This window comes from Alloacidobacterium dinghuense, from assembly GCF_014274465.1.
Lineage (GTDB): Bacteria > Acidobacteriota > Terriglobia > Terriglobales > Acidobacteriaceae > Alloacidobacterium > Alloacidobacterium dinghuense.
In genome coordinates this window covers 460,415-485,448 of record NZ_CP060394.1, presented here as the reverse complement: position 1 = coordinate 485,448, position 25,034 = coordinate 460,415, and the positions used below count along the sequence as shown (strand labels likewise).

The 25,034-nt window shown below is 55.7% G+C and carries 22 protein-coding genes; 10 read left to right on the top strand and 12 right to left on the bottom strand.

The genetic code is table 11. From position 1 onward, the window contains the following. Positions 1-80: 80 nt before the first annotated feature. From H7849_RS01980 to H7849_RS01970, 3 genes are read right to left on the bottom strand one after another with little or no spacing between them, the layout of a single operon-like run. Positions 81-515: a type II toxin-antitoxin system VapC family toxin gene (locus tag H7849_RS01980; protein ID WP_186743746.1), complete on the bottom strand. Its 435-nt coding sequence runs from the start codon at positions 513-515 to the stop codon at positions 81-83. Beyond that, positions 512-811, bottom strand: coding sequence for a type II toxin-antitoxin system Phd/YefM family antitoxin (locus H7849_RS01975; RefSeq protein ID WP_186743745.1), 300 nt, complete (start codon positions 809-811; stop codon positions 512-514). Before H7849_RS01975 ends, H7849_RS01980 begins: the two co-directional genes overlap by 4 nt. Before the next feature lie 52 nt (positions 812-863). Continuing rightward, positions 864-2,261: a glucoamylase family protein gene (locus H7849_RS01970; RefSeq protein ID WP_251106545.1), complete on the bottom strand. Its 1,398-nt coding sequence runs from the start codon at positions 2,259-2,261 to the stop codon at positions 864-866. A 294-nt stretch (positions 2,262-2,555) separates the two neighbouring features. Here H7849_RS01970 and H7849_RS01965 point away from each other — a divergent pair, with 294 nt between their 5' ends. The 3 genes from H7849_RS01965 to H7849_RS01955 all read left to right on the top strand — a co-directional run bounded on the left by H7849_RS01965 (position 2,556) and on the right by H7849_RS01955 (position 4,549). Further along, positions 2,556-3,041 (top strand): GNAT family N-acetyltransferase, encoded by a 486-nt coding sequence (locus H7849_RS01965; protein WP_251106544.1) that lies wholly within the window; start codon positions 2,556-2,558, stop codon positions 3,039-3,041. A 301-nt stretch (positions 3,042-3,342) separates the two neighbouring features. Beyond that, positions 3,343-3,699, top strand: coding sequence for a DUF7674 family protein (locus tag H7849_RS01960; protein ID WP_186743744.1), 357 nt, complete (start codon positions 3,343-3,345; stop codon positions 3,697-3,699). A gap of 238 nt (positions 3,700-3,937) precedes the next feature. Next, the gene (locus H7849_RS01955; RefSeq protein ID WP_186743743.1) at positions 3,938-4,549 is read left to right on the top strand and encodes a superoxide dismutase; all 612 of its coding nucleotides are present in this window, start codon (positions 3,938-3,940) and stop codon (positions 4,547-4,549) included. Between the two features lie 145 nt (positions 4,550-4,694). On the opposite strand, the gene H7849_RS01950 is transcribed toward H7849_RS01955, so the two are convergent. Beyond that, complete coding sequence (locus H7849_RS01950) at positions 4,695-5,525, bottom strand: isocitrate lyase/PEP mutase family protein (protein WP_186743742.1); 831 nt, start codon at positions 5,523-5,525, stop codon at positions 4,695-4,697. A gap of 17 nt (positions 5,526-5,542) precedes the next feature. Next, complete coding sequence (locus H7849_RS01945) at positions 5,543-6,337, bottom strand: hypothetical protein (protein WP_186743741.1); 795 nt, start codon at positions 6,335-6,337, stop codon at positions 5,543-5,545. A 188-nt stretch (positions 6,338-6,525) separates the two neighbouring features. Here H7849_RS01945 and H7849_RS01940 point away from each other — a divergent pair, with 188 nt between their 5' ends. The 3 genes from H7849_RS01940 to H7849_RS01930 all read left to right on the top strand — a co-directional run bounded on the left by H7849_RS01940 (position 6,526) and on the right by H7849_RS01930 (position 9,357). Further along, positions 6,526-7,752 carry a multidrug effflux MFS transporter gene (locus H7849_RS01940; RefSeq protein WP_186743740.1) on the top strand — a complete coding sequence of 409 codons (1,227 nt, stop codon included), beginning with the start codon at positions 6,526-6,528 and terminating at the stop codon, positions 7,750-7,752. A 130-nt stretch (positions 7,753-7,882) separates the two neighbouring features. Then, positions 7,883-8,218 carry a GrlR family regulatory protein gene (locus H7849_RS01935; RefSeq protein ID WP_186743739.1) on the top strand — a complete coding sequence of 112 codons (336 nt, stop codon included), beginning with the start codon at positions 7,883-7,885 and terminating at the stop codon, positions 8,216-8,218. Between the two features lie 14 nt (positions 8,219-8,232). Further along, the gene (locus H7849_RS01930; protein ID WP_186743738.1) at positions 8,233-9,357 is read left to right on the top strand and encodes a GTP pyrophosphokinase; all 1,125 of its coding nucleotides are present in this window, start codon (positions 8,233-8,235) and stop codon (positions 9,355-9,357) included. Between the two features lie 227 nt (positions 9,358-9,584). Here the strand turns inward: H7849_RS01930 and H7849_RS01925 are convergent, their stop codons facing one another. Both H7849_RS01925 and H7849_RS01920 read right to left on the bottom strand, forming a co-directional pair. Next, positions 9,585-10,007: a hypothetical protein gene (locus H7849_RS01925; RefSeq protein ID WP_186743737.1), complete on the bottom strand. Its 423-nt coding sequence runs from the start codon at positions 10,005-10,007 to the stop codon at positions 9,585-9,587. An 82-nt stretch (positions 10,008-10,089) separates the two neighbouring features. Further along, complete coding sequence (locus H7849_RS01920) at positions 10,090-11,472, bottom strand: CCA tRNA nucleotidyltransferase (RefSeq protein ID WP_186743736.1); 1,383 nt, start codon at positions 11,470-11,472, stop codon at positions 10,090-10,092. Between the two features lie 77 nt (positions 11,473-11,549). On the opposite strand from H7849_RS01920, the gene tsaD reads away from it, so the two are divergent. Next, positions 11,550-12,698, top strand: a complete 1,149-nt coding sequence (tsaD, locus tag H7849_RS01915) for a tRNA (adenosine(37)-N6)-threonylcarbamoyltransferase complex transferase subunit TsaD (RefSeq protein ID WP_186743735.1) — start codon at positions 11,550-11,552, stop codon at positions 12,696-12,698. Between the two features lie 51 nt (positions 12,699-12,749). After that, on the top strand, positions 12,750-14,240 hold the full coding sequence (gene cysS, locus H7849_RS01910) for a cysteine--tRNA ligase (protein WP_186743734.1): 1,491 nt from the start codon (positions 12,750-12,752) through the stop codon (positions 14,238-14,240). A 63-nt stretch (positions 14,241-14,303) separates the two neighbouring features. On the opposite strand, the gene ftsH is transcribed toward cysS, so the two are convergent. Both ftsH and tilS read right to left on the bottom strand, forming a co-directional pair. Further along, positions 14,304-16,220 (bottom strand): ATP-dependent zinc metalloprotease FtsH, encoded by a 1,917-nt coding sequence (gene ftsH / locus H7849_RS01905; protein ID WP_186743733.1) that lies wholly within the window; start codon positions 16,218-16,220, stop codon positions 14,304-14,306. Positions 16,221-16,454: 234 nt separating this feature from the next. Then, positions 16,455-17,831, bottom strand: coding sequence for a tRNA lysidine(34) synthetase TilS (gene tilS, locus H7849_RS01900; RefSeq protein ID WP_186743732.1), 1,377 nt, complete (start codon positions 17,829-17,831; stop codon positions 16,455-16,457). A gap of 39 nt (positions 17,832-17,870) precedes the next feature. On the opposite strand from tilS, the gene H7849_RS01895 reads away from it, so the two are divergent. After that, entirely contained in the window at positions 17,871-18,341 is a 471-nt protein-coding gene (locus H7849_RS01895) for a GNAT family N-acetyltransferase (protein WP_186743731.1), read from the top strand. A gap of 840 nt (positions 18,342-19,181) precedes the next feature. Here the strand turns inward: H7849_RS01895 and H7849_RS01890 are convergent. The 3 genes from H7849_RS01890 to H7849_RS01880 form a co-directional block, all read right to left on the bottom strand. After that, positions 19,182-19,670 (bottom strand): type II toxin-antitoxin system HicB family antitoxin, encoded by a 489-nt coding sequence (locus H7849_RS01890; protein ID WP_186743730.1) that lies wholly within the window; start codon positions 19,668-19,670, stop codon positions 19,182-19,184. Between the two features lie 793 nt (positions 19,671-20,463). Next, on the bottom strand, positions 20,464-21,273 hold the full coding sequence (locus tag H7849_RS01885) for an SDR family NAD(P)-dependent oxidoreductase (RefSeq protein WP_186743729.1): 810 nt from the start codon (positions 21,271-21,273) through the stop codon (positions 20,464-20,466). A gap of 15 nt (positions 21,274-21,288) precedes the next feature. After that, on the bottom strand, positions 21,289-23,319 hold the full coding sequence (locus tag H7849_RS01880; protein WP_251106543.1) for a M3 family metallopeptidase: 2,031 nt from the start codon (positions 23,317-23,319) through the stop codon (positions 21,289-21,291). Positions 23,320-23,450: 131 nt separating this feature from the next. On the opposite strand from H7849_RS01880, the gene aroE reads away from it, so the two are divergent. Further along, positions 23,451-25,025, top strand: a complete 1,575-nt coding sequence (aroE, locus tag H7849_RS01875) for a shikimate dehydrogenase (protein WP_186743728.1) — start codon at positions 23,451-23,453, stop codon at positions 25,023-25,025. Positions 25,026-25,034: the final 9 nt, after the last annotated feature.

Here is a 25,034-nt window from a genome sequence, read left to right as displayed (position 1 = left end):
TCGACATTCTCCTCTGAATAACCGAAATAAGCACTCTACTCCACTTTGATAAAAAACGTGGGAAAAGGTGACAGATTCGCCTAAATCTGAAGTACAGAAAAACCGGCTGCCTCGGCGGCATCACCCAGCCGCTTGTCGCCGCAAATGAAGGTTCGTCCCTGGGGCCGCTGCCGGCACCAGATCAGCGCCGCCGCTAATTGCAGGCTGTCGCCCGCACGTAGTGGATACATCGTGACAAGTTGGCAGGCGAGATCGCGAACTGGTTCGTCTGGGCGAATTTCGCTCCACCCAACCCTAAGCCTTGCCAAGCGGTCATGCGCTCCGCTCGCAGCCTTCGCATCCAGGCCACCGCTGCGAAGCAGCCGTGCCAGTGCGCTGTGAATCTCGACGATACTCGCCCACCAGATCACAGGATCGTAACGATGCAGATAGGCTCTGACCTGGCTCGTTGTTATCTCGGAAACACAGCAGGGGACTAATGCGCTGGCGTCCCAGAAGGCCGGAGTTCTTCTCACAGTCCTTCTTCTCTGTCAGCTAGAAGCGCTTCGATGGCACGCCTGCCCTTTAGCCGGCGCGTAGGAATTTTAAAGATTTCGTCGATATCCAGGTCTGTCAGGGGTCGCTCTGGCAACGTCATCTTTCCTTCGGCAACGAGCTGTAACTCTTCTTCGCTCGCGTTTCCGGGCACGAAAGGAACGATCTTCGCGACAGGCATGTTGCGGTCCCGGATCACGATCTCCTCGCCATTGCGCGCAAACTTCACATAGGTACTCAATCGGTTCTTTAACTCGGCAATGTTTACGGTTTTCATTTCAACGCCTCATGGCCATTATAGCCATGTTCCTGGTGCAGGGCTTCTGTGCCTAGAGTACCTGTGAATTCGTGTCGGGATCGGGATGGAACTGTACCTCGCGCATGGCGTGCCCGACCTCGCGATTTTTCATAAACTGTTCCCATACAAACCCTGTGCGCAGATTCTCCGCCATCAATACGCTGACCCCCTGGTTGATGCCAAGAATATCCGTTGCATAATAGTTCGCCTTGGGGTTGAAGGCATCGACAAACCCATAGCGCGTCCATACCTTGTCGTCATACTTCTGCCGCATGCTGAGCAGCACATGCGAGCATTCTGCCGGAAGAAATGGCAGCGATCCCGCGCATGCCGACGGCACGACCGTGCCATCCAGCGGCCCCATCGCCGGAGGCCCGCCCCACACGCGATACCCCTCGCGCGAATCCGACGCCGTAATCCCCCACAAGTCCTGGTCAATCCACGAATACTTACCCCCCAGCGTCATACACCACAATTGATGCACGCGCGTCGCGGCAATGGAATTGGTGAAGTAGTTCGTATGCAGATCCCGCTGGTCGCGGTAATCGCACCACGCATGCGCATACTGGTGAATAAACAACGGAGCCAGTCCGCTGATGTAATCAATGCCGCCATACTGCACCAGCGGTCTCTGCAGCGCGTTCCACGTCTCCGCGCCGATGGAATGCGTCGGCGACCCGATCGCCAGCAGGTACATCGTCATCAGCTCGGCATAGATGTCCCAGCGATGCTTCAAAAATCCCTGGTCCGGCAGCCATCCCATCGAAAGCGTGGTGCCGCCGTTCAGCATCCACTCCCAGTCGATGCGCCGATAAAAAGTCGTCGCCAGCGCCTCGATGCGCGTATTGCCTGCAAAGTACTGGCGGCAGGTCAACACCCCGCACAGCAGCAGCGCCGTATCGATCGACGACAGTTCGCTGCCGAACATCCGCTGCCCGCTCTCCATATCGATGAAGTGATACAGAAAACCGTGTTCATGCGGGCAATCTTCCAGCAAAAACGCCAGCGTCTTTTCCACGCGCTGCTCACATTGCAACTTGGGTAGATAGTTCCGCTTCGCCGCAATACACATCGCCGTCAGCCCAAACCCAGTCGCGGCAATGCTGGCCACGCGACTCAGCGACCGTCCCGCGGCTGGAGCGCGATCGCGCACCAATCCAGTCTTCGGACTAGCCTCGTTGTAAAAGAAATCGCAGCCGCGTCCTTCCAGATCATCGAGCAGCGCATCGGCCTGCTTCGAAACCTGCGTCAGTGGACGGTTGATGAAAACGCCTGTACCGCGCTGATATTGCTCGGCGTTCTGCGCCTCGGTTTTCGGCTCCTGCCCCGGCTTTACTGCCGGTGCCTGCTGCTGGTTCTGGAAACCCTCAGCGGCGCCTATGGCGGGCGCGCCCAGCACCAGCATTCCGGAAGCGCCGGCGGTGCGCAAAAGTTGCCTGCGGGTTATGCGGGAACGACCCAAATGCAGAAAGTCTCTAGCAATTTCTGATGGCAAGAAGCCCTTAGCCCCTCACCGTACTGCCGGGAAAACAGAGAACCAAATGTCCTCTGCAAAATGCTCAATGCGCTACATCCTGACCATGAAAGGAGTTAAAGGAGACGACCTGTTTTTTCTCGACATCCCATCCGTCCCCAATCAAAGATCCTGTTCAAGATCCTATTCGCAGTGTATCGAAGATTGCGAGATGCGTTCCAGCGCAGAGCAGCAATCTATCCTGTCAATGTGATCACGATCCGTCCTTCAACCAGCATGGATGCCGACGCGGTTTGGAAGATTCTCGAACCCACCATCCGTGCCGGTGAAACCTATACCCTGCCGCGCGATTTTACCCGCCAGCAGTCTCTCGAATACTGGTACGCGCCGCACCACGATACCTTCGTCGCGGAAGAAAACGGAGAAATCCTCGGAGCCTATTACCTTCGTGCCAATCAACAGGGCGGAGGCAGCCACGTTGCCAACTGCGGATACATGACCGCACCTTGGGCCACAGGACGCGGCATCGCTGGCGCCATGTGCGCCCACTCCCTTGACCGGGCCCGCGAACGCGGCTTCCGCGCCATGCAGTTCAACATCGTCATCAGCACCAACGAGGTCGCCGTGCGCCTCTGGCAGAAATTCGGTTTTGAAATCGTGGGCCGCCTGCCCAAAGCTTTTAACCACCCCAAACAGGGCTACGTCGACGCCTTCGTGATGCACCGCCAGCTCTAGGCAGTTTAGAAAGAAGCACTAGAATGGGTGCGCCATTCCTCCGCGCATAGCGAAAGGGTGCGATTCTTAAGCCGCCTTAACGACCCAAAAGTAAGGTAGCGGGTCAGCCTGATGGAACTTTGAGACGCACATTTCCGACAAGCCCGTTATACGGACAAGGGGACTACTTCCGAGTAGGCGGTCATACGGCAAAAAAATCACTTTCGTTGTCCAACCTCTCGTATTGATCGACTGATCCTTCAACCAGCCTGTTCGTGAGACTATTTGGAAGCGTAGAGGCGGATGTACCGGAGAAATGAGTGTGACCTACGAAACGTTTGTGAAGGAGATGCTCAACTGGTTGCCAATCCTTCACGACGAATGTATGGCCTATATGGACGAGGATGATCCGTTACCGTATGTGGCCGTCGGTTGTGTTCTCAATCCGTGGCTCGAAGCATGTCTTGAAGCGCACGACGTTGCCAACATCGCGAAGGCATGCGAGTTTTTGGAGGTCGTGTCGGCCGAAGGTAAGAGCGACGGACGATTAGATGATCTGATAGGAATTGAGATCGGCGAATGGCTCCCAGAAATCAGAGAGAGGAAACTTCTCCTCTCGCACTTGGGACCGGAAACTCAGAGGGTGTGCAGCTACCACATCAGCCGATTGCCAGAGTAGTCGTTGGAAACGTGCTTGTCTTTAGTAAAGTCCGGTTGGTCGGCAAACCGGAAGTAATTCACTTGGCCGCAAAAATAGGCATTTCGGACAAGTGCCTTCTCATACCAAAATTAAAATCTCCCCGACCACTCCCAGCACCCAAACACTGACCTTCCGCATCCCTTATCATTGAGGACGCAGAACAACAGGGTGATTTAGACACCCGAGACATCCACGCAAGAACAACAGGAGGAAAGCTTTGGCACACGAAGTCCCACCCCTACCCTACGACTATGCCGCTCTCGAACCCCACATCGACGAAGCCACGATGAAGTTTCATCATGACAAGCATCACCAGGCCTACGTCACCAATCTCAATGCGGCCATCGAGAAGCACCCTGATCTCGCCAAGCACACCGCTGAAGACCTGCTGCGCAATTTAAACAACGTTCCCGAAGACGTCCGCACCGCCGTGCGCAACAACGGCGGCGGCCACGTCAACCACACCATGTTCTGGAACATCATGAAACCAAAAGGCGGCGGTGAACCTACAGGCCGCATTGCCGAGCAGATACGCAAAGACTTCGGCGACTTCGACTCCTTCAAGAAACAGTTCAACGAAACGACAGCAAAACAATTCGGCTCCGGCTGGGGCTGGCTTGTCTGGGACGGCGGCAAGCTGAAAATCGTCACGACTGCGAACCAGGACAGCCCGCTCTCGCAGGGCCATTACCCCATTCTCGGCAACGATGTCTGGGAGCACGCCTACTACCTGAAATACCAGAACAAGCGCCCCGACTACCTCGCCGCATGGTGGAATACCGTCAACTGGGACGAAATCAACAAGCGCTTCGACCAGGCCCAGAAGTAACTCCAGCAGGCAGCTGGGCTTAGCCGGCGCCGGGATGCATGTGCAGCCAGCCGTCGCAAAACGCTGGCAACTCACCCACAAAAGAACTGAGGAAGAATCTCTTAACATTCAGAGATTCTTCCTCGCTCCAAATCTCCCGGCTCGATCAGCCAGCTGCCAGATCCATCAGCTCGCCTAAGGAAAAAGTCGCTGCCGCAAAGCCGAAGGTCCCGTCTGCCTTGATCTCGCGCGCTGCATGAACGAATGCCGTCAGCGCGGCCCGGCTTAAAGCAGACCCTAAGCTGATGCGGCGCACCCCCAGACTAGCCAGCTCCGCCACGCTGAGATGCGGCGCGTCTTTCAGCGCCGCCAATACATTCACCGGCTTGTTGACAGCAGCGCAGACAGCGCGAATATCCTCTTCGCGCGTAAGGCCCGGAGCATACAAGACCTCCGCCCCGGCCTTCTCAAATGCCTGCAGGCGGCGAATGGTGTCATCCAGATCAGCCCGTCCGTGCAGATAATTCTCCGCACGCGCTACAAACATGAAAGGAAAAGGCAGAGCACGCGCCGCTTCCGCAGCTGCCGCCACACGCTCTACTGCATGATCAAAGTCATAAATAGGGCGAGCCGAATCGCCGGAGGAATCTTCAATCGACCCGCCAACCAGCCCAACCGACACCGCCAGCCGAATCGTTTCCGCCGCAGCCTCCGGAGTGTGCCCGTATCCGTTTTCAAGATCGGCAGCCACCGGAAGATGCGTGGCATCTACAATTGCCTTCGCATTCGCAAGTGCCTCATCGCGGCTCACGCTGCCCGTGCCATCGCGCCGCCCAAGGGTGATCGCAAGTCCTCCACTAGTCGTTGAAAAGGCTTCAAATCCAAGCGCCGCAAGAATGCGCGCCGTACCCGCATCCCATGGATTGGCAACGACAAGTGGCTCGTTCCGATAATGAAGCGACTTGAAGGTCGCGGCTTTTTCAGCTTGAGTAGGCATGTGCTGAGTTTACTCGCCTACTCAGCCGTTTGAGGATCCTCCAGCTTGCTCTGCTGGTCCTGCGATGGGGGAGCCTGTCCGGGTGGCGGAGTCGGAGGCTTTGGCCGGTTCGTCAGCTTAAACCCATCGCGAATCACGTAAAAATTCTGCTGCGGAAGGTCCGCTTCCAGCAGATGACCGTCCGCCGAATAGAACAGCTCAATCGTAATCGCGTTCTGACCGCCAATCGCAGCGCTCACATACTTCACCGAAACAGGTTGCCCATTCAAACGTCCCTGCGTATCAGGCTGCGGTGAAAATGTGACCGGCACAAGAAAGCCGTTCTCCTTGGGAATCAGCGCCCAGGAGTGGGTAGGATTGCGCATGGCAATATTCGCCAGCACCATATATGCCGCCGGATCGAGGTCCGTCAGCAGCACCGCATTCTGGTTCCGGTCCACCGAGTTATTCTGCTGCGTGCCGTTCGCCGAAATGTCCAGCTTGAACTGCCGCCCCGTCGGATCGGAGCTGGCGCTGAAGCTCACTGCCTTGCCATCGACCACCCCGCTCAGCTGATCGGTGATAAGGTTCAGCGACATGTCCAGCTTCTGCGTATTCGAGAAGGCATAGCTGAACTTATCCTCGGTCATCTTGCCGGTCGAAGTTACGATGTACTTATTGGGGGCATTCTGGATCGTATAGCTCGCCGTGCCCAGCTTCTTGCTATTTTGCTCAATGCTGTAGCTGACCGTGCCCGGCGTCAGCTCAGTCTGCGCAAAAGTAGTGGACGTTACCAGGGCAGCAGCGCAGAGAAAAAGATTCAGTCGTTTCATTTCTGGAGCGTTCTCCTCCCTGTACCTGTAAACACGGCTCCCGCAGGAAAGTGGCGGACTCCATCATCGTCCGAAAGATAACAACGGTCCAGTGAATCCTCGCCAACCCAATCTGAATCACTAAAATAGAGAAAAAGCCGGACAGAGATCCGCACCCGACTCACCACTTCGCACCGCCATCGAGAAAAATGACATCGTTAAGAAATAAACATGCGTGGATCATCGTCCTGCTGGGCCTGCTCAGTGTCGTTACGCCCTTTGCCATCGACATGTATCTCCCGGCCTTCTCCCACCTCGCCGCCGATTTCCACACCACCACCTCCGCCATCGATCTCTCGCTCTCGACCTACTTCATCGGCTTCGCCCTCGGCCAGATCCTCTACGGGCCGCTCCTTGACCGCTTCGGACGCAAGCGCCCGCTCTACTTCGGCCTTGCCGTCTACATCGTCGCGTCCATCGGATTGGCGCAGGCGCACAGCATCCAGGCCTTCATCGCGCTACGCTTCATCCAGGCTCTCGGAGGCTGCGCCGCGCAGGTCGCCGCCATCGCCATGGTGCGCGACTTCTTCCACGCGAGCGAAAGCGCCAAAGTCTTCTCCCTGCTCTTCCTCATCATCGGGACCTCACCGCTGCTCGCACCCACCATCGGCAGCATGCTCGTCGCGTCGCTCAACTGGCGCTGGATCTTCCTCGCTCTCGCCGCCAACGCGCTCGTGATCCTCACCCTGACCTTCACCCTGCTACCCGAGGGCCACACCCCCGACCGCTCCATCTCGCTCCGCCCGCAGCCCATCCTGCAGGGCTTCTGGACGATCCTCCGCAAAGCGCAATTCACCACCTACGCGCTCGCCGGAGCCTTCTCCTTCGCCGGCCTCTTCGCCTTCGTCGCCGGCTCGCCCATTATCTTCATGGACGGCTACCACCTCGGCGCCCGCGCCTTCGGCCTCATCTTCGCCGTTCTCGTCATGGGCTTCATTGGAGGCAACCAGGTCAACGTCTTCCTGCTGCGCCGCTTCACCAGCCAGCAGATCTTCTTCTACGCCCTCGCTTTTCAGGTATTCGTCGGAGTCATCTTCTTTGTGAGCGCGCACGCCCACATCCTCGACCTGCAAGCCACGCTCGTCCTCTTCTTCTTTTTCTTATTGGCGATCGGACTCACCTACCCCAACGCCGCCGCCCTGGGCATGGCGCCCTTTTCCAAGGACGCAGGCAGCGCATCGGCCCTCTTGGGCTTCCTACAAGCCGGAGTAGGCTCCGCCATCTCCATGGGCATCGGCGTCCTCGGCGCGACAGCCATCGTGTCAATCCTATCGAGCACATCGTTCATCGCGCTACTGGTCCTGCTGATCGGCAGAACTCGCATCGGCGAACTAGTCGAAGCCCCTGAGGGCGAAGCCGTAGCAGCCATGCATTAAACTGGGTGCCCAGTTTCACGAACCTAACCTGGGTCTTTAGTCATCATCTGCTTAGCAGGATAGGAGCACTAGGAGCGGGGAGTCTCCGGGCACATGCGCTACACTGATCGGAATGATTTGAAGGTCAAATATGGATGGATTGTGGACCGTCGAATTTGGTAGCAGCGCGGGTATCTTCGGCGGGGGAATAGCTGTGTTAAGTCGAGGCAAGATTTATGGGGGCGATTCAGGGTATTTTTATCTTGGCTCCTATAGGCTGGAAAACCATTCGTTTACAGCGAGGCTCGAAGTACAACCGTTTATCGATAGCTTTCAGAGCGTATTTGGAACAATAGGAAAGAGGTTCACTCTTCTCCTCGAAGGAAGCTTGAAAGATGAAAATAATGCTATTGCCCAAGGGCAACCAATTGGCATGCCTGAAATGAGATTTGGAGCTAAGTTAACAAAACGTAGCGATGTCGATTAGCGGAACATATCACCTTGGACTTTGAAAACTCTACTGGTAGGGCGGATGTGGAATCCGTGCTCGCCGATTTTGACCGTCGCAAAGACAATCTAGTCGAGTTCTGTAATAAAACAAAAACCTTGATTGAAGAATGCTTGAAAGATGCAAGCATCCACTTCCAATCGGTACAAGCTCGCGTAAAAGGCAGAGATAAATTAAAGACCAAGTATCTCGACCCTTCAAAAAACTACAAGAATCTCGATGACATTACCGACCTTGCAGGTCTAAGGGTAATCACATATTACGAAGATGAAGTTGACAGTGTTGCAGAGATTATCAAACGGGAATTCGCTATCGATTCAGACAAGTCTGTCGATAAACGAGAAACTCAGCCAGATCGATTTGGGTATTACGCGCTGAATTTGATATGTACCCACTCATCAAGACGCGTTCTAGATGTCCAATACAAAAAATTTACTAATGTCTGTTGTGAAATTCAGATTACATCGATCCTGCGACACGCATGGTCTGAAATTGAACATAGCTGGTATGACCTAAAGGAATCGTTTCCTGATCACATAAAGAGAAGGTTTTATCGTATTGCGGCTCTCCTTGAAATTGCAGAAACGGAATTTCTAGATATCAGAAAGCAAAAAGCCGATTACTCGCGAGCGATCGCTGTCCAGGTAGAATCAGAAGTTCCTGAATTGCTTGTTGATCCAATCTCACTTCAAGCATTTGTAGACCAAGAACCATTGGTGCATAAACTCGATAATGTTATTGCAGATCTCCTTCAGTTAGAACTACACGACGAATTTCCGGAAAAGACAGCAGAAATGAGAGCCCGCGCTGCCAATCTAGCAGGCCTTAAGACATTACGGGATTTACGCAAGGCGCTTAAACAGTATGAAGAAGGAATTGTCGAGTACGTTAGCCGTTGTCGCAGCGTCTGGCATACTGGACCAAGTTCCACATCGCATCTCCAAAAAGGCCTTTGCATTTACCATCTCGCGATGATGCTTTTGGCTATACGTGGCAACGAAGTTGTTCTTGAAGCACTAAAAAGCTTGAGAATCAATCCATCTTCTGCGTGGAACGTTACGGGACAAATTGCTATTGCTCAAGAGGTAATGGCGAAGTATGACCAGCTAACTACTTAGCTGGTTGCAAAGGTGACTCCAGAAGAGGCGCAAAGCACCTCCAGGTAGAAGCCGGAGGGCTTAAGCCCCCGGAAAAACCCGCCGTCGAGAGACGGCGTATCTTACTGCCGTAGACCGGGGTCCCCAATGCGCGATTTTTGCGCATTGGGGTGGAAGATCCATCCGCTCAAGGTCGCAGACCGCAGCGGATCACTCTCGCCGCGCGAAGCGCCTCCTTATTCCGCGCCTTATTTCTTCGCCCGAAACGTCTTTCCCAGCTCCGTCTCCGCAAGCCGGAAATAATGCCGGAAGTTATAAATCAGCGGCGACCACTTCTGCGGATTGACATAATGCCCGCCGAGCACAAACTCCTCGTCTACATGCACGCGCACGATCTCAACCTCAGCCGCCACGCCGCCGCCTAGCTCCTTCAGCTTCCCACCGTTCATCGGGTGCAGCTTCTCGACACGCGCCTCCATCTGCACCGGACACTCAGCGGCGCGCATCGGCGCGACCGTCTCGCTCGGCGTCGGAGTAAGCCCGGCCACTTCAAATCTCTGATGCTCGTAACGAAACTGCTTCGACTTGACAGTGAGCAGGTGCACAGTGGGCATTTCAGGCAGAGAGGGGTAATAGTCGGAACCGATTACCCGGCAAGTGATTGAAAACACTAGAAACACCCTAACCAATTGAAGAATCAATGAGATAGCGGGGGATTTCCCCCGCTATCTCGTTGAAAATAAAAGAAAGAAGCTACCCGCCCCGGGGGGAGGGGGAGTCCACTGGGAAGGCCGCCTGCACCAGCGCCAATCCCTCGTCCTTGGAGGCGATCAGGCCCTCAAGCTGCGCGTCCTCGGCTACGGCCAGCATCTCCTTGAAGCGCGGCCCCGGACGGTATCCGGCAGCGATCAGGTCCTCGCCCGTCACCAGAAGCGGAGGCTTCACCGCCTCCTCGGGAAGCGTCTCATAGCGCTCCTTGGCGTACTCGTAGAGCGACAGATCGGCATGGCTCGACAGGCAATCGATCCGGTGCAACTCCAGGTGCTCGGAAAAGCGCGGCAGCCGGAAAAACCGCTTCAGCGTCGACTCTTTCATATGCTTAACATCGCCAAAACGCATGTGATTGGCCACTAAAGACGCGATTTGTGCCGTATCTTCGCTCGAAAAGCGCAGCCTGCGGCAGATATCCTCCGCAATCCGCACGCCCACCTCGACGTGCCCGTTGAAGCGGATGCGGTCGGGAGCGCGCTCGAAGGTCGCCGGCTTGCCCACATCGTGCAGCAGCGCCCCCCAGGCGAGCGTCGGCGAGACGCCGGCAGGCAGCTTCTCGAGCAGCAATAGCGTGTGCACCCACACATCGCCCTCGGGATGGTACTCAGGCGGCTGGGCTACAACGTGAAGAGCGTGGACCTCCGGCAGCACCTGCCTGAGCAGCCCTGTCCGGTCGAGTAGCTCAAATGCCCGGCGCGCCCGCCCTTCGGTGATCATGCGCGTCAGCTCATCCCGAATCCGTTCGCAGCTGACCTGCGAAATAGCGGCAGCATGGCCGCGAATCGCTGCCTCGGTCTTCGGCGCGATCTGAAACTTGAAACGGGCCGCAAACCGAATCGCACGCAGCATCCGAAGCCGATCTTCGGCAAACCTCTTGTCCGGATCGCCGATCGCCCGAACGAAGCCGGCGGCAAGATCCTCGCGCCCGCCGACGAAGTCGAGCACGGCCAGTCCCGGATCGCCGGTCTTCGCGAGCACCTGCGGATCGAGCAGCATTCCGTTGATAGTAAAGTCGCGCCGCACCACGTCTTCCTGCGGGCTGTCTGAGAAGCGCACCTCGTCGGGACGACGACCATCCGAGTAAGCGCCATCGGAGCGGAATGTAGCCACCTCGGTCACAATCTCCTCGCCGTCTACCTCGTCCGCAACCAGAACAACCCCGAAGTGCGCCCCCACCGCAAACGTCCGAGGAAACAGGTCAAGTACCACATCCGGACGCGCATTTGTAGCCACGTCGAAGTCCGCAGGCTCGCGCCCTAGCAGCATGTCACGCACGCATCCGCCAGCGAAGTACGCGTCGTATCCTTCGGCGCGTAGCCGCTCGACAATGGCCTCAGCCGCAAGTTGTGCCTGACTCTTCGCCATTCAGTCTTTGTCATCCCGACCGGAGCGCAGAGCGCGAAGCGGAGGGACCTGCAGTTTCTCTCCTCTATCATAGAGAGATGAGCACAGGTCTGATATTAGGCATAGAGAGCTCCTGCGACGAAACAGCAGCCGCCGTCGTCCGCCGCGGAACCGAGAGCCTATCAAACGTAGTCGCCTCGCAGATTGCGACGCACGCTCCCTACGGCGGAGTCGTGCCCGAGCTGGCCTCCCGCGAGCACCTGCGCAACATCGTCCCGGTAGTCCGCGCCGCAATCGCCGAGGCCGGAATCACCCTTCAGGACCTGGACGCCATCGCCGTGACCGAAGGCCCTGGCCTGGCCGGAGCGCTGCTTGTAGGCATCACCTACGCCAAGTCCTTAGCCTTCGCCCTGGGGAAGCCCCTGATCGCCGTGAACCACCTCGAAGGCCATATCCACGCCGTCCTGCTGGAACAGGCAGAACTGGCAGCAGAGCCGATTCCGTTGCCCGCGCTGGCCCTCGTAGTCTCCGGCGGCCACACGCATCTCTACCTTGTCCGCCGTAACGGCGAATCCTGGCACTACCGCAATGTAGGCCACACCGTAGACGACGCCGCCGGCGAGGCCTTCGACAAGGTAGCGAAGCTCCTCGGCCTCGGCTACCCCGGCGGCCCCTGGATCGACGCCCTGGCGCCCTACGGCAACCCGGGTGCCGTCCCTTTCTCCTTCGCACAGATCAAACCCAAAGCCCACCGCAAAGACAGCAACGGCGATGCGCCGGCTCGACGGTTTTCCTTCTCATTCAGCGGCATCAAGACGGCAGTGCTGCGCTACGTCCAGACGCACGATCTGTTCGCCTCGATTGAATCGCGTCGCAGTGCTCTTGCGCAGATTTCTTTCGCACAACCAGCAGACGCGTTTCCGCTGTGCGACGAAGAGGCGCTGAATCTGATTGCTTCGTTTCAGCGGGCCGTCGTCGATGACCTGCGCCGCAAGACATTTCAGGCTGCGGAGGCTTTTGGCGCTGCGAGCATCCTCGTATCCGGTGGAGTGGCCGCTAATCGCGAATTGCGCGCGCGCTTCGCGGCCCATGCGGCGGAACGGAATCTTCCCATTGCCTTTCCTTCGCTCGCGCTTTCCACAGACAATGCCGCGATGGTAGCGGCGGCGGCATGGCCAAAGCTGCTCGATGACGCATTCGCACCGACGGACCTTTCTGCCGAACCTTCGCTTGCGCTGGGCCGATGAGGTCAACTGATAAAATCGCAAGTGAACTCGAAGCAGTTGCAAACCGCACGAATGACCATTCGCCTTTTTAATACCCTGACGAACAGCATCGAAGAACTCCAACCCTCAGACGGTGAGGCGCTTCGCATTTATGCCTGCGGGCCCACGGTGTATGATTACGGCCACATTGGCAACTTCCGTACATTTCTGCATGTCGATGTTCTGCGCCGGACATTAGAGCTGCAAGGCATGAAGGTCCGTCATGTGATGAACATTACGGATGTGGATGACAAGATCATTCGAAACGCGGCGGCGGCCTATGTTCCGATCAGCGAATACACACCCCGCTTTGAGAAGGCATTCTTCGAAGATCTGGACGCTCTCTCCGTCGAACATCCCGAGGTCGTCGCGCGTGCGACCGAGCACATCCCGGAGATGGTTGCTCTCATCAAACGCCTTGCCGAGCAGGATATTGCTTACAAGGTGGAAGACGGCTCGTGGTACTTCCGCATTGCCAAGTTCCCGGAATACGGCAAGCTTTCGAAGAAGGATTTCTCCGGCATTGCCGACGGGGCACGCGTTGACGTCGACGAGTACGACAAAGATTCTGCGCGTGACTTTGCCCTTTGGAAAGCGCCCAAACCCGGTGAATATCGTTGGGAAACCGATCTGGGACCGGGTCGGCCGGGCTGGCATATCGAGTGCTCGGCGATGGCAATGGAGTATCTCGGCGAATCGTTCGATCTCCACGCGGGGGGCGAAGATCTGATGTTTCCCCATCACGAGAACGAGATCGCACAGTCGGAATCGGCTACGCACACAGCCTTCGCCCGCCACTGGTTTCATGTGCGCTTTCTGCTTGTAGAAGGCCGCAAGATGTCGAAGTCGGAGGGAAACTTCTACACACTGCGCGACCTGCTGCTCAAAGGTTACAAAGCATCAGCAATCCGCTTTCTTCTCACGTCAGTCCCCTATCGCCAGCAACTCAACTTTACTTTTGAAGGGCTAGCTGCGGAGACCGGCGCCGTTGAACGGTTGCGTACGTTCTATCAGCGGCTGAAAACGACGCCTTGGCCGGAGAACAACTCCTCTCAGGGCGGCACAACCATTCGAGAAGCAGCCTGCGCAGCCAAGGAGAAGTTCCGCGCGGCTTTAGCCAACGATCTCAACACAGCCGAAGCACGCGCGGCGATCTTCGACCTTGTTCGCTTTGTCAATGCTGCCGCCGATGCCGGGAGCCTTTCAGAAAGCGACCTCCCGAATATTCTTGACGTGCTCGCTGACTTCGAAAAGATCTTCGCCGTACTTGAAGACAACGATGCAAGGTGGACACGCTTCGCCCTCGAATGGGCTGAGCGGGAAGGCCGGCTCGATGAAGCATCTCCAGAAGTTCGGGCTCAACTCTCACTGACCGATGGGCAAATTGACGCACTGATTGAAGAACGCAACAAGGCGCGTCGCGCACGCAACTTCGCTCGGGCCGATGCGATTCGCAAGGATCTACTGGAGAAGGGCATCATCCTTGAGGACTCAAAAGAAGGAGTTCGCTGGAAGAGGAAATAGAACGATCAGGCAATGAAAAAGGCAGCCCTGAAGGCTGCCTTTTTCGCGTTGAGCTACAAAGAACTATGCGGGAGAGGGGCTGCCTTCCGGCAATCCTCCACCACGGTTCGGTTCCGGTTTCAGCACCTGTTGGACATCTCCCGTAGCAGGAGTACCGCCGCCGCCATTCGACTTCATCGGAGGCAATTCCTTGCCTTCAATGATCATTCGGATCTCATTCGCATCGATCGTCTCGCGTTCGAGCAAAGCAAGCGCCATGCGGTGCATGGTGTCATGGTTGTTGTTGAGAAGGTCATACGCAGCCTTGTATGCTTCATCGACAAAGTTACGAACTTCAGCGTCGATCTGCCGCGCCGTCTCTTCCGAGAAGTCGCGATGCTGCGCAATCTCGCGGCCCAGGAAGATCTGCTCTTCCTTTTTGCCGAAGGTCAGAGGGCCGAGACGGCTCATACCGAACTCGCAGACCATCTTGCGAGCAAGATCCGAGGCGCGCTCGATATCGTTGCCTGCGCCGGTGGTCATCTGTTTCAGGAAGATCTCCTCGGCAATGCGGCCTCCCATCAGTATGGCCAGCTGCGTCTGAAGATAGTCCTTCGTGACTGTGTGCTTGTCGTCTTCCGGCAGCTGCATGGTCACACCCAGCGCCATACCGCGCGGAATGATCGTGACCTTGTGCAATGGATCAGCATGGTCGCGCATTGCGGCGACAATAGCATGCCCTGCTTCGTGATAGGCCGTAACGCGCTTCTCTTCGTCGGTCAGCAGCATGGACTTGCGCTCGGCGCCCATCAGAACCTTGTCCTTCGCTTGCTCGAAATCAAGCATCATGACGGACTTGCGGTTTGCGCGTGCCGCATTCAGAGCTGCTTCATTGACCATGTTGGCCAGGTCAGCACCGCTGAATCCCGGTGTGCCACGTGCCAGAACGCGAAGATCGACGTCTTCGGATAGGGGGACCTTCTTGGCGTGTACACGAAGCACTTCTTCGCGTCCGCGCACATCGGGACGGCCCACTACAACTCGGCGATCGAACCGGCCGGGACGCAATAGAGCCGGATCAAGGACATCAGGACGGTTGGTTGCGGCAACGAGAATGACCCCGTCGTTTGACTCGAAGCCATCCATTTCCACCAGCAGTTGGTTCAGCGTCTGCTCGCGCTCGTCGTGTCCACCGCCAAGGCCGGCGCCACGGTGACGGCCCACGGCGTCGATTTCATCAATGAAGATGATGCAGGGAGCATTCTTTTTGCCCTGCTCGAAGAGGTCGCGCACGCGGCTCGCGCCCACACCTACAAACATCTCGACAAAATCAGAACCTGAGATGGAGAAGAACGGGACATTCGCTTCGCCAGCGACGGCGCGCGCAAGTAATGTCTTGCCGGTTCCCGGAGGTCCGACCAGAAGCACACCCTTTGGAATACGCCCGCCGAGCTTCTGGAATTTCTGTGCCTCCCGCAGGAACTCGATAATCTCCTTCAGTTCTTCCTTGGCCTCATCGACGCCGGCTACGTCCTTAAAGGTAACTTTCTTCTGCTGCATTGAAAGCAGCCGCGCGCGGCTCTTACCGAAGGAAAGCGCTTTATTACCGCCGCTCTGCATCTGGCGCAACATAAAGAACCACAGTGCGCCGATGATGATGACGGGCGAAAAATTAATCAGAATCGGGAGCCAGGAGTTGCCGTTTTGGTCCTTTACCGTTATTGAAACCTTGTTGTCGGCAAGAATGTCGTAAATGTGCGGATAGTTCGGCGGAACGGTGACATGGAACTGGCTCTTGTCGTTCTTGAAGTGGCCATGCACCTCGCCGCCGAGAACGGTCACGTCACTGATCTGCCCTTGCTGGGCGTCCTGCAGAAACTGCGAGAAGGCGATCTCCTGCTCTTTGCCGCTACCTGTGCTCTTTTCAAACACCTGCCAGAGCAGCACAAGGCATGCGAATACAAATACCCAAAAGATGATCGTCTTGACCGTAGAATTCACGAATTAAACCTCGTTTCTCTTTAGCGCCAGCACAACGATGATGGCAAGAAACCATTACCTGACCCTGCGACACACGCAGGGTTTTCATCGGCTTTGCTGCATTAGACGCCATTTCTTCAAAGAAGATGCGCGTACGCACTCACGTTTTTGCGTCTAATTGCGCATTCTTCATTCTACTCCTAGTTACGCGCCGTGAAGAAGCATGGATCATTGTTTTCTGGCGGAAAAGGCGGCCTAAGGAAGTTCCTCTACCTCGATCCGAAGACCGGCAGTCCCCCCCGCATGGCTTTCGACCTCCGTTCCCCGAATCCAGACAATTTCGCCCTGCCATTCTAAAACGGGCCAATTCTGACGCTGGTCTACGGGTACTTTCATACGCTCAAATACCTCTTTGATGCGTTTGGGACCAGCGCTATAGCGTAGTTGGACTCGGTCACCCGGCTTGTGCACCCGCAATATCGCTGGAGGAGTGCTGGCGACCGAATTTCCGCTCAGGTCTGTGATCAGACGCAACCGAAAAGCCTCTGCCACAACTTCCCCGGGAATCGGAACCTCGTATGCCGGCAATTGCTTCGCACTTCCCTCCCCTTCCTTGCGCACTAGGCGTAACTCACGCGGTGTGCGCTCTGCGTGGACTTGAGCCGTCAAGGTTTCCCGGCGCCCAGCCCTGTTCTCGCACATGGCGAGCAAAAGGTCTGTCTGGTCAAAGTTCAGCGAACATCCGATTTGTTCTGCGGCTGCCCGCAACACGCGCCGCCGTGAGGCCAGAGGCAAGATGCGCAGTCGTTCCACTTCGATGGCAAATGAAGCCTGATCGGGGTGAGTTGAGTTGGCCCGGCCGCCTCCGCGCACCGCTTTGCCCGGAAGCAACAAGGAAGGCAAAAGGCGTTCAAGCTCTTTCTGCCAGTAGGCATCTTCGTCCCTTGCAATCGAAGCCATATGACCAAGATGCGCGACGATTTGCGGGTTGTATTCAGCGAGAATCGGAAGCAGGTGATGGCGGACCCGATTGCGCGTATAGGCATGATCCGTGTTGGTTGAATCCTCGCGCCAGGACTGGCCGATTTGCTTTAACCACGCCTCAATCTCAAATCGGTGGGTACGGAGAAGCGGCCTCAGAATGAGACCCCCTTTTCGTTCGACATTGGGGAAAATACCCGCCAGGCCTTCTGTCCAGGCTCCTCGCAGCAGCTTGAGCAGGACGGTCTCAGCCTGATCGTCGAGTGTATGTGCCGTGGCAACCGCTTCCAGTTCGCCTCTAGCCAGCAATCCCTCGAACCAGGCATAACGGAGGTTTCGCGCGGCCTCTTCGATCGTTTCCTGCTCTGCTTCGGCGTGAGCAATCGTGTTTACATCGTGCCGCATAAACCGGATTTCAAGCTGGCGAGACATCTGTTCGACAAAAACCGCATCGGCTTCCGCCTCGGCACCGCGAATTCCATGGTGGACATGCAAAACCGTCAACACGAGCCCCAGTTCAAGCCGCATCTCAGCCAAGCGACGCAGGAGAGCAACTGAGTCTGCACCTCCCGAGACTGCCACTCCGAGGCGCATTCCTGGATGAAAGGCATCCGTTACGATCGGCAACGAACTTTGTTTCGATGAGGGCATGCTCCGAGAATCATCCTATCGTCTTATACTTGCTCACGTATGCTTGAGACGCGCACAGCCACCGCAGCCGACGCCGCCACAATTACCCGTCATCGTCATCGCATGTTTGTAGACGCTGGACGCCGCGACACGCCTGTGCTCCAGGTAATGTCGCAGCACTTTGAACCCTGGGTAGTACGTATGATGAACGAGGGCAAATACCTTGGATGGCTTACAGAAGACAGCGGCAAGGTAGTTGCCGGAGCGGGGCTGCTGTTGCTGGACTGGCCGCCGCATCCGCTCGACCCTCATTCGACTCAGCGAGGATATCTGTTGAATGTCTACGTTGAGCCCGAGTATCGTCGCCGCAAACTTGCCAGCCACCTTATCGAATTTGCTCTGGCAGAAGCGCGCCGCCGCAAAATTAGGGTTGTCTCGCTGCACTCCACGGATGAAGGACGGCCACTTTACGAGAGCAATGGATTCCGGCAGACAAATGAGATGTTTTATGTGGAACCGGTGGAGTCTTAGGTAGTGGGTCAGTTTGAAATTTATTAGGCGTTTCGTTTGGTATGGATGGCTGCTGCTGTAAGCCTCCAGCGCACAATGCCATGTTCTGTGGGCCATCTCGAAGAGTGTTGAGTGCAGCTAGATTCTGGAGGCAATGTGTGTCCCTTAGTGGACACGGCTTCGAAGCCACACACGGCGCAGCGATAGATTCCGGAGAACGGAGTTGACTGACCGGGCCAATATAGCGTGTCAAAGTTGCTATCGTCGGGCAGGCAGTTGAAGAAGCCCCCGTACTTGTAGTTAGGCATTTTCGCTTTCCTCGGTCTGCGCTGTTTGTTGGACTGTTGCCTCTGGCTTTTTCAAAACTCCCGTGCAGAATTCTTCCTTGGTCAGTAAAGATTGTCTGATCATGCTCGCCATCAGCTTTCGGTCGAATTGCTTTTTGCTAACATCGACCGTGACAATCGCTCGCTTGCGCTTCCCATCGGCGGACGCGGAGCGCTCATATGCCTTGTGAGAACCTACGGTTCTCTTGTGGACAAACTCACATGCCTTCAGATTCGCTTCTACTTCGCGCGGTGTTAAGAGCGGAAGTTTCCCCATGTCCGAGCACCCCGTTATTTGGGCGAGATTCTCCCGGAGATTTTTCCTGACGGGATTTGCAGGGGACTCTTACGATGGGTTTGCGAGACACACCTGAAGTCCTCTCCGGATTGGACCGCCGAGAGGCAGAATCTCTTGAGGCCCGCCTCTAGTGGGCCTCGCTTTATTATCAGGGATAATTGGACGAAAGCAACCCTGATTTTTCGGACGAAAGCCCGAAGAAACAGGGATCAAATCAGCCGAGATGGTAATAACTGCCTAAGCGCAGTGAGAGCTTACCATCCAAGAAGGCACCTTGAAGAAGGTTTTCCTGTGTTGTTTACGGCGAAAGAGTAGTATCGGAAGCCGATAGAGCAGCCAAAGTCCGACGGCATATTTGATGCGGTGGATCAACGGAGACGGGCGTAAAACAGATTCGAGTGCCATAGTTTCATCCGTCTCGACTCCTTCAAAGAACACAGCAAGGTAGCCACTCATCGCGTCTTGCAATCCGGCAATCGCTTCATCTTCGGTCTTGCCTTCCGCAGTGATGTCTAAATCAATGCACTCAGCGACATATAAGTGTTCAGATTCGCGCCAGCCAAAGCAGCGCAGGTTATATAGAGAGCTGTCCAGCTTGGGGTTATTTATCTCCGGAAGACGCAGGAGAGCCTTTCCGCATCCATTGCAATGCGCGACGCTGCTCCCCTCTAGCACGGGTACGCTTTCAGTGGGCTGTTCGACGGTAGCCCCTAGTGCTTCTGTCATGGCTTTTTGCCTTGCATTTGAGTTGTGGACTTATTCCACCTTGCTGCGCTCGCCTGCTTCGCGATCTCTTTCCGCCGCTTTGCACTCATTGAACGCGCGCGCGCCCGACCACCAAGCAGGCCGCCTTTTCGTGCGGCCTCTATTCGCTTATCCGGTTCCACAGGCTCAGCCAATGCAGCCTGTACGGTTCTGAATGCGCGCACGTTCAAATCCATGCACACCTCATCGACAGTTTGACGCTCCTCGCCAGGGGAGGGTTGCATCTTTTCTACAGCAGCATTGTAGACAAAGAGTTAGACACAACAATGTATCGTGTTTTTCGGAATATGGGAATAACACGAAGGTTACCACCCTCCGTATTAAACATATCAGCTCCAATTTCGTTAGGATTCATCAATCGCTCCGCGTGACCCCGGCGATGGAATCCGGATTGTGTGCTCATCCTTGGACAATTGACGAGTTGGTCGGACTACTTTCAAACTGAGCCACTACCGAGTCTTAAGAACATTTGAGGAGCAATAACTTGTCAAGAGCCAAAAGCATCGCTCGGTCAGCAAGTAATTGATTCTAATCCGGATAAAGTTCTCCTAATTTGGCGTGTTTTACTTGCAGACCAGATATAATAAGAATAAGGACCACGAAAACCCGTCGCTATAGAGGCGGGTTTTTTGTTGAAGATTAAACCTATAAGAATCAATTAGGTAGGCGTAAGTCATCTAGATTCAATTAATAAGCGGTTTCTAAATTGAACTAGCTTGTTTTCAGGTATTTACAGCAGAGGGGGATCCAGCCCTTACCTTGACTTCGGACGAAACATCCTTGCCGCAGCACCTGAAACCAATCGCCGAGGAACAAACCGCTGCATGAACACCATTGCCTTCCCTGCGCTGTATGGGATGACCCAGGACCTACCCTCAACCAATCCTTCGAGGCCCAGGCGCGCCACTTCTTCGGCAGATTGACTGCTGCGACCGCGCATTTCGCGCAATCCGGCGACCTGGTTAAATTCAGATTCCGTTGGGCCCGGACAGAGGGCGCTTACTTTCACTCCGTGCTCGGCAACTTCGTGAGCCAGCGCCTCAGCCAGGAAGCGATCAAAGGCTTTGGTGGCCGCGTATGTGGACATGTAGGCAACGGGCTGATATGAGGCTGTAGAAGCGACGATCATAACGTAGCCCCGCCTCCGCTTGATCATTTCGGGCAGGAAAAGCCCGGTGAGATGGACGACTGCAGCACAATTCACATCAACCATTTGACGCTGCCAGGCGGCATCGCCCTTTGCGAATTCGCCGCTGTAGCCAAAGCCTGCGTTGTTGATGAGGATGTCGATGGCCAGACCCGATTCCTCGGTGGCCGCAAGAAGCTGTTGCGGAGCGGATGGCTCAGCGAGGTCAGCAGTAATATTGCGTACCTCGATGCCGTTTTCGCTGCGAAGTCTGGCAGCAAGCGCTTCTAGTCGATCAGAACGGCGGGCCGTCAAAACAAGATTTACCCCAGCCGCAGCCAGTTGTTCCGCCAACGCCAAACCAATTCCCGCGCTTGCGCCAGTTACCAGCGCCCATTTTCCTTGCACTGCCTGCCGAAGCACCTTCGATCCCTGCATAGAGTCCTCCAACGATCAAGCCGATGCGAGAGCAGGCTGTTCGAATTCCTCGCCAATCCAACGGGTGAAGGCCTCGATACTCTGCTCCCGTCCCAGAAATTGCTGGACAATGCTCTTGCCCGGGACCGTCCCGCCAGGTTCAAGAACAGTTTTGCGGTATCTCAACGCGACAGGGTCTTCAAGCAAGTTCGACCGATTGAACTGGTTGAAGAAATCGAGAGCTATCACCTTGTCAAACAGATAGGTGTAGTAGTTCGAAGAATACCCGGTGAGATGAGTAAAGCTCGCATACATGCGGTTGCCGTCGATCCATGTATAGGGCAGGAATTTCGTGTAGTCTGCCTGCAGCAAAATATCGAGATTGAGCTTCTCTGGATCCTCATAGTGCGTGTCCAGAGAGTAGCTGGTATAGAAGAGCTGCGTCCGCACCCAGTCTGCGCGCCCGAAGGCGCCCGCACGGTTCATCTTTTCGACAAGTTCTGCGGGAATCGGCTCACCTGTCTCATAGTGTTTGGCAAAGCTTGCCAGCAGTTGAGCGTCGCGGAAGAACTCCTCCAGCATCTGCGACGGGACCTCCACGAAGTCACCTTCCGTAGCGATGCCGCTCACACCGGCCCATTTCTGCTGGCCGCCCAGGATGGCGTGCATCAGGTGCCCGAATTCGTGAAAGAATGTCACCACGTCGGAGTATTGCATTAGCCCCGGATTGCCTTCCTTTGGCTCGGGGAAATTGCAGATCAGCGCAGCTTCCGGCACTTGTTTTCCGGCAATGCCGGGAATAAGCGGATGGGCGCTGAACCACTTGTCCTTGCCCTCACGCGGATGCATGTCCAAATAGAACCGACCGATTTTCTCACCCGAATCTGAACTCGGACCGTCAAAGACATCCCATGCGCTCACCGATTCATGCCACACATCCGCATCTTTGGCCGGGCGAAAGGTAACTTGAAAGAGCTTCTCTGCAGTGTGTAGAACTCCCTTTTCCACCGGCCTGTACGGGAAGTAGGGCCGCACCGACTGCGAATCGAAGGCATAGGCCACACGACGATATTGCTCATACCAATAAGCCCGGCTATCGGCATCGATTGAGACCATCGTCGGCTTTTCCTTACGCACGAACTCTAAGACCGTTGCGTACTCACGTTCCGCACCGGTTTTCGTGGCCCGATCCAAATCGGAAAGGAAGGACTTCATATTCGCAGCTGAAGCCATCATCTGATCCGCAGTTGCTAAATCAGCCCAGGTTTCAAAGCCCAGAATTGTCGCAATCTCACGACGCGTCTTCAGCAAATCGAGAAGAATCGCTCCATTTGCTGGATAGGCACGGGTGTTGTAGGCCAGGAACATCCGCAGGCGCAGCTCTGCGTTCTTGGCGAAGGTCATTATTGGCATGTAGTCGGGATAATCGGTTGTCAGCGTGATTTGCCCGTGCTCATCGGGCGGGTGAGCCTTGATGAAATCTTCAGGCAGACCTTCCAGATCTGATACATTTCCGACCTGGACACGATTCACATTCTCCTGAACATTGCGGCCGAACGTGAGAGAGAGCAAAGTTGCTTTATCCTGCAACTCCTTGATTCTTGACCGGGTAGCCTCGTCTTTGTCCACACCTGCCAAGCGGTATTGCAATAACGTCCGTTCAACATAGTGCTGAGTGCCATCATCGGCACCGGTGAGGTCCATGGCGTTCAGGGCACTGTAGACACCCTGGTTCAAAGCCAACAACGTACCAGCTTCTGCGATCTTCTGTGTGAGGACCTGAGCCTTATCGCGGATCTTCTTCTCCGGATGCACGCTGTCGAGCAGCGCAGTCTGAGATCCGGCTGCGCCCAACTCAGCGATTGCGTCATCATAGGCCCGGAGGGTGTTCGCGATATCCCGTTGGCCGTGTAAGGTCAGGAGCCGATCGATGGCCTTCTGATGGCGCTCAAGGGCGGCTTCGACCCATTTTTCCAGACTCGATTCGTCCACGATTCCCTGTCCATCGGGATTCCAGGGATGACCCGCTTCCTCAACGGATTGACCCAAAATACCTAACGACCTCACAAATTCACCCGCAGGCTTTGATCAAAGCTGATTTTGATCAAAGTGATAGTCTGTAACGCGTTGTCTCACAAATTCACCCGCAGGCTCTTGCATCCTGCTGGAACAGTCGGTAATATGCCGCAATTGCCCTCATGAATCATGTCGCTGCTGCACTCTCGCCCCAGTACCTCCGATCGCGGATCGGAAAAGTTTGCGTAGCCATTATCGGGTCTACTCCGACAGAAATGATCGAAAAGGCCGAGACGGCTGCTCGCGAGAACCCTTTTCTCGAATTTCGCCTTGATTACCTGGAAAAGCCTCTTCTAGCACTGCCTAAGTTTAAGACTTTCCTGGGCGAACGCAGTGAAGTGACCGCGGTAGCTACCTGCCGTCGTGTTGCGGCCGGAGGCAAATTCAAGGGCAAAATTGCAGACGAACTGGAGATTCTGCAGAAGGCGGCGTCTTCCGGCTTCCACATGGTGGATATCGAGCTTCAGACGGCAGAAGCCATCAAGGCCAATGAACTTGAGAAGCTTCGCGCGCGCGGTGCGGCCCTCATCATCTCGTACCATGACTTTGCAGCCACCAAAGATCTTGACGGCATTTTTGAGCGCATCCGCCCATACGAGCCTGAGTTCATCAAGATCGTTTCTACCGCCAAAAATCTGGCCGATAACGTAGCCATGATGCACTTCCTGGAACGCGCTCGTGACATGGCTAACCTTGTCGGCATCTGCATGGGCGATCAGGGAATCATCAGCCGCGTTCTTGGGATCCGCGCTGGAAGTGTCTTCACCTTTGCTGCCGCTACCCCTGGCGAAGAAACTGGCCCTGGACAAATCGCTGCGCGCACGCTGCATGAAACGTACCGCATCGATCAGATCGACGTTTCGACCCGAGTTTATGGAGTGGCGGGCAATCCAGTGCGGTATTCCCTTTCGCCATTGATGATAAATACCGCCTTCCGCCGCGAAACCGTCAATGCTGTCTTTCTTGCGTTGCAAACGACGAAGATGAATGACCTGTTGACGCTGATGCGCGAGGTCCCCGTCCATGGTCTCGCGGTGACCATGCCTCTCAAAGAAGATATTCTCGAGCATCTGGAGAAGACCGATCCTATCTCGGAGAAAATCGGCGCCTGTAATACTGTCGTTCGCGCACAAGACGGCAAGCTGTACGGCTTTAATACAGACGTTGCGGCCGTGGTTCGCCCCCTCGAACGCCGGTTGCAGTTAAAGGGCGCGAAGATTCTGGTGCTGGGAGCTGGCGGAGCCGCACGCGCCGCAGTGTTCGGCCTTAAAGAAAAGGGTGCGGAAGTCTTCATCCTCAACCGCACGGCTGAGGACGGACAGAAGCTGGCGCGTCAGGCAAAAGCGAAGACATTCAAACGCGACCAGCTCGCTAAGACTCAATTCGACATCATCCTGAATGCGACACCTGTGGGGATGCACGGCGTCAAACCGAACCATATTCTCGAATCAAAAGAAATCAATGCACGTCTCGTCTTCGACATGGTCTACAACCCTATCGACACGCCGCTCCTACGCATGGCGCGCGAGAAGAACATCCCGGTTGTCACAGGGGTCGAGATGTTCGTGAATCAGGGAGCGCGTCAGTTTGAAATCTGGACCGGCAAACCGGCCCCCGAGGAAGAGATGTTACGGGTCGTAGTTCACGCGCTACGCCAACAGGCGGAAGCTGCTTCGAACGACAACACGAAGCATTAACTCTCGCTT

Excerpts from the sequence above, each read along its gene's own strand:
- H7849_RS01975 (WP_186743745.1), bottom strand. The coding sequence starts at position 811 with ATGAAAACCGTAAACATTGCCGAGTTAAAGAACCGATTGAGTACCTAT.
- H7849_RS01950 (WP_186743742.1), bottom strand. The coding sequence starts at position 5,525 with ATGCCTACTCAAGCTGAAAAAGCCGCGACCTTCAAGTCGCTTCATTAT.
- H7849_RS01945 (WP_186743741.1), bottom strand. The coding sequence starts at position 6,337 with ATGAAACGACTGAATCTTTTTCTCTGCGCTGCTGCCCTGGTAACGTCC.
- H7849_RS01940 (WP_186743740.1), top strand. The coding sequence starts at position 6,526 with ATGACATCGTTAAGAAATAAACATGCGTGGATCATCGTCCTGCTGGGC.
- H7849_RS01935 (WP_186743739.1), top strand. The coding sequence starts at position 7,883 with ATGGATGGATTGTGGACCGTCGAATTTGGTAGCAGCGCGGGTATCTTC.
- H7849_RS01920 (WP_186743736.1), bottom strand. The coding sequence starts at position 11,472 with ATGGCGAAGAGTCAGGCACAACTTGCGGCTGAGGCCATTGTCGAGCGG.
- tsaD (WP_186743735.1), top strand. The coding sequence starts at position 11,550 with ATGAGCACAGGTCTGATATTAGGCATAGAGAGCTCCTGCGACGAAACA.
- cysS (WP_186743734.1), top strand. The coding sequence starts at position 12,750 with ATGACCATTCGCCTTTTTAATACCCTGACGAACAGCATCGAAGAACTC.
- tilS (WP_186743732.1), bottom strand. The coding sequence starts at position 17,831 with ATGCCCTCATCGAAACAAAGTTCGTTGCCGATCGTAACGGATGCCTTT.
- H7849_RS01895 (WP_186743731.1), top strand. The coding sequence starts at position 17,871 with ATGCTTGAGACGCGCACAGCCACCGCAGCCGACGCCGCCACAATTACC.
- H7849_RS01890 (WP_186743730.1), bottom strand. The coding sequence starts at position 19,670 with ATGACAGAAGCACTAGGGGCTACCGTCGAACAGCCCACTGAAAGCGTA.
- H7849_RS01885 (WP_186743729.1), bottom strand. The coding sequence starts at position 21,273 with ATGCAGGGATCGAAGGTGCTTCGGCAGGCAGTGCAAGGAAAATGGGCG.
- aroE (WP_186743728.1), top strand. The coding sequence starts at position 23,451 with ATGAATCATGTCGCTGCTGCACTCTCGCCCCAGTACCTCCGATCGCGG.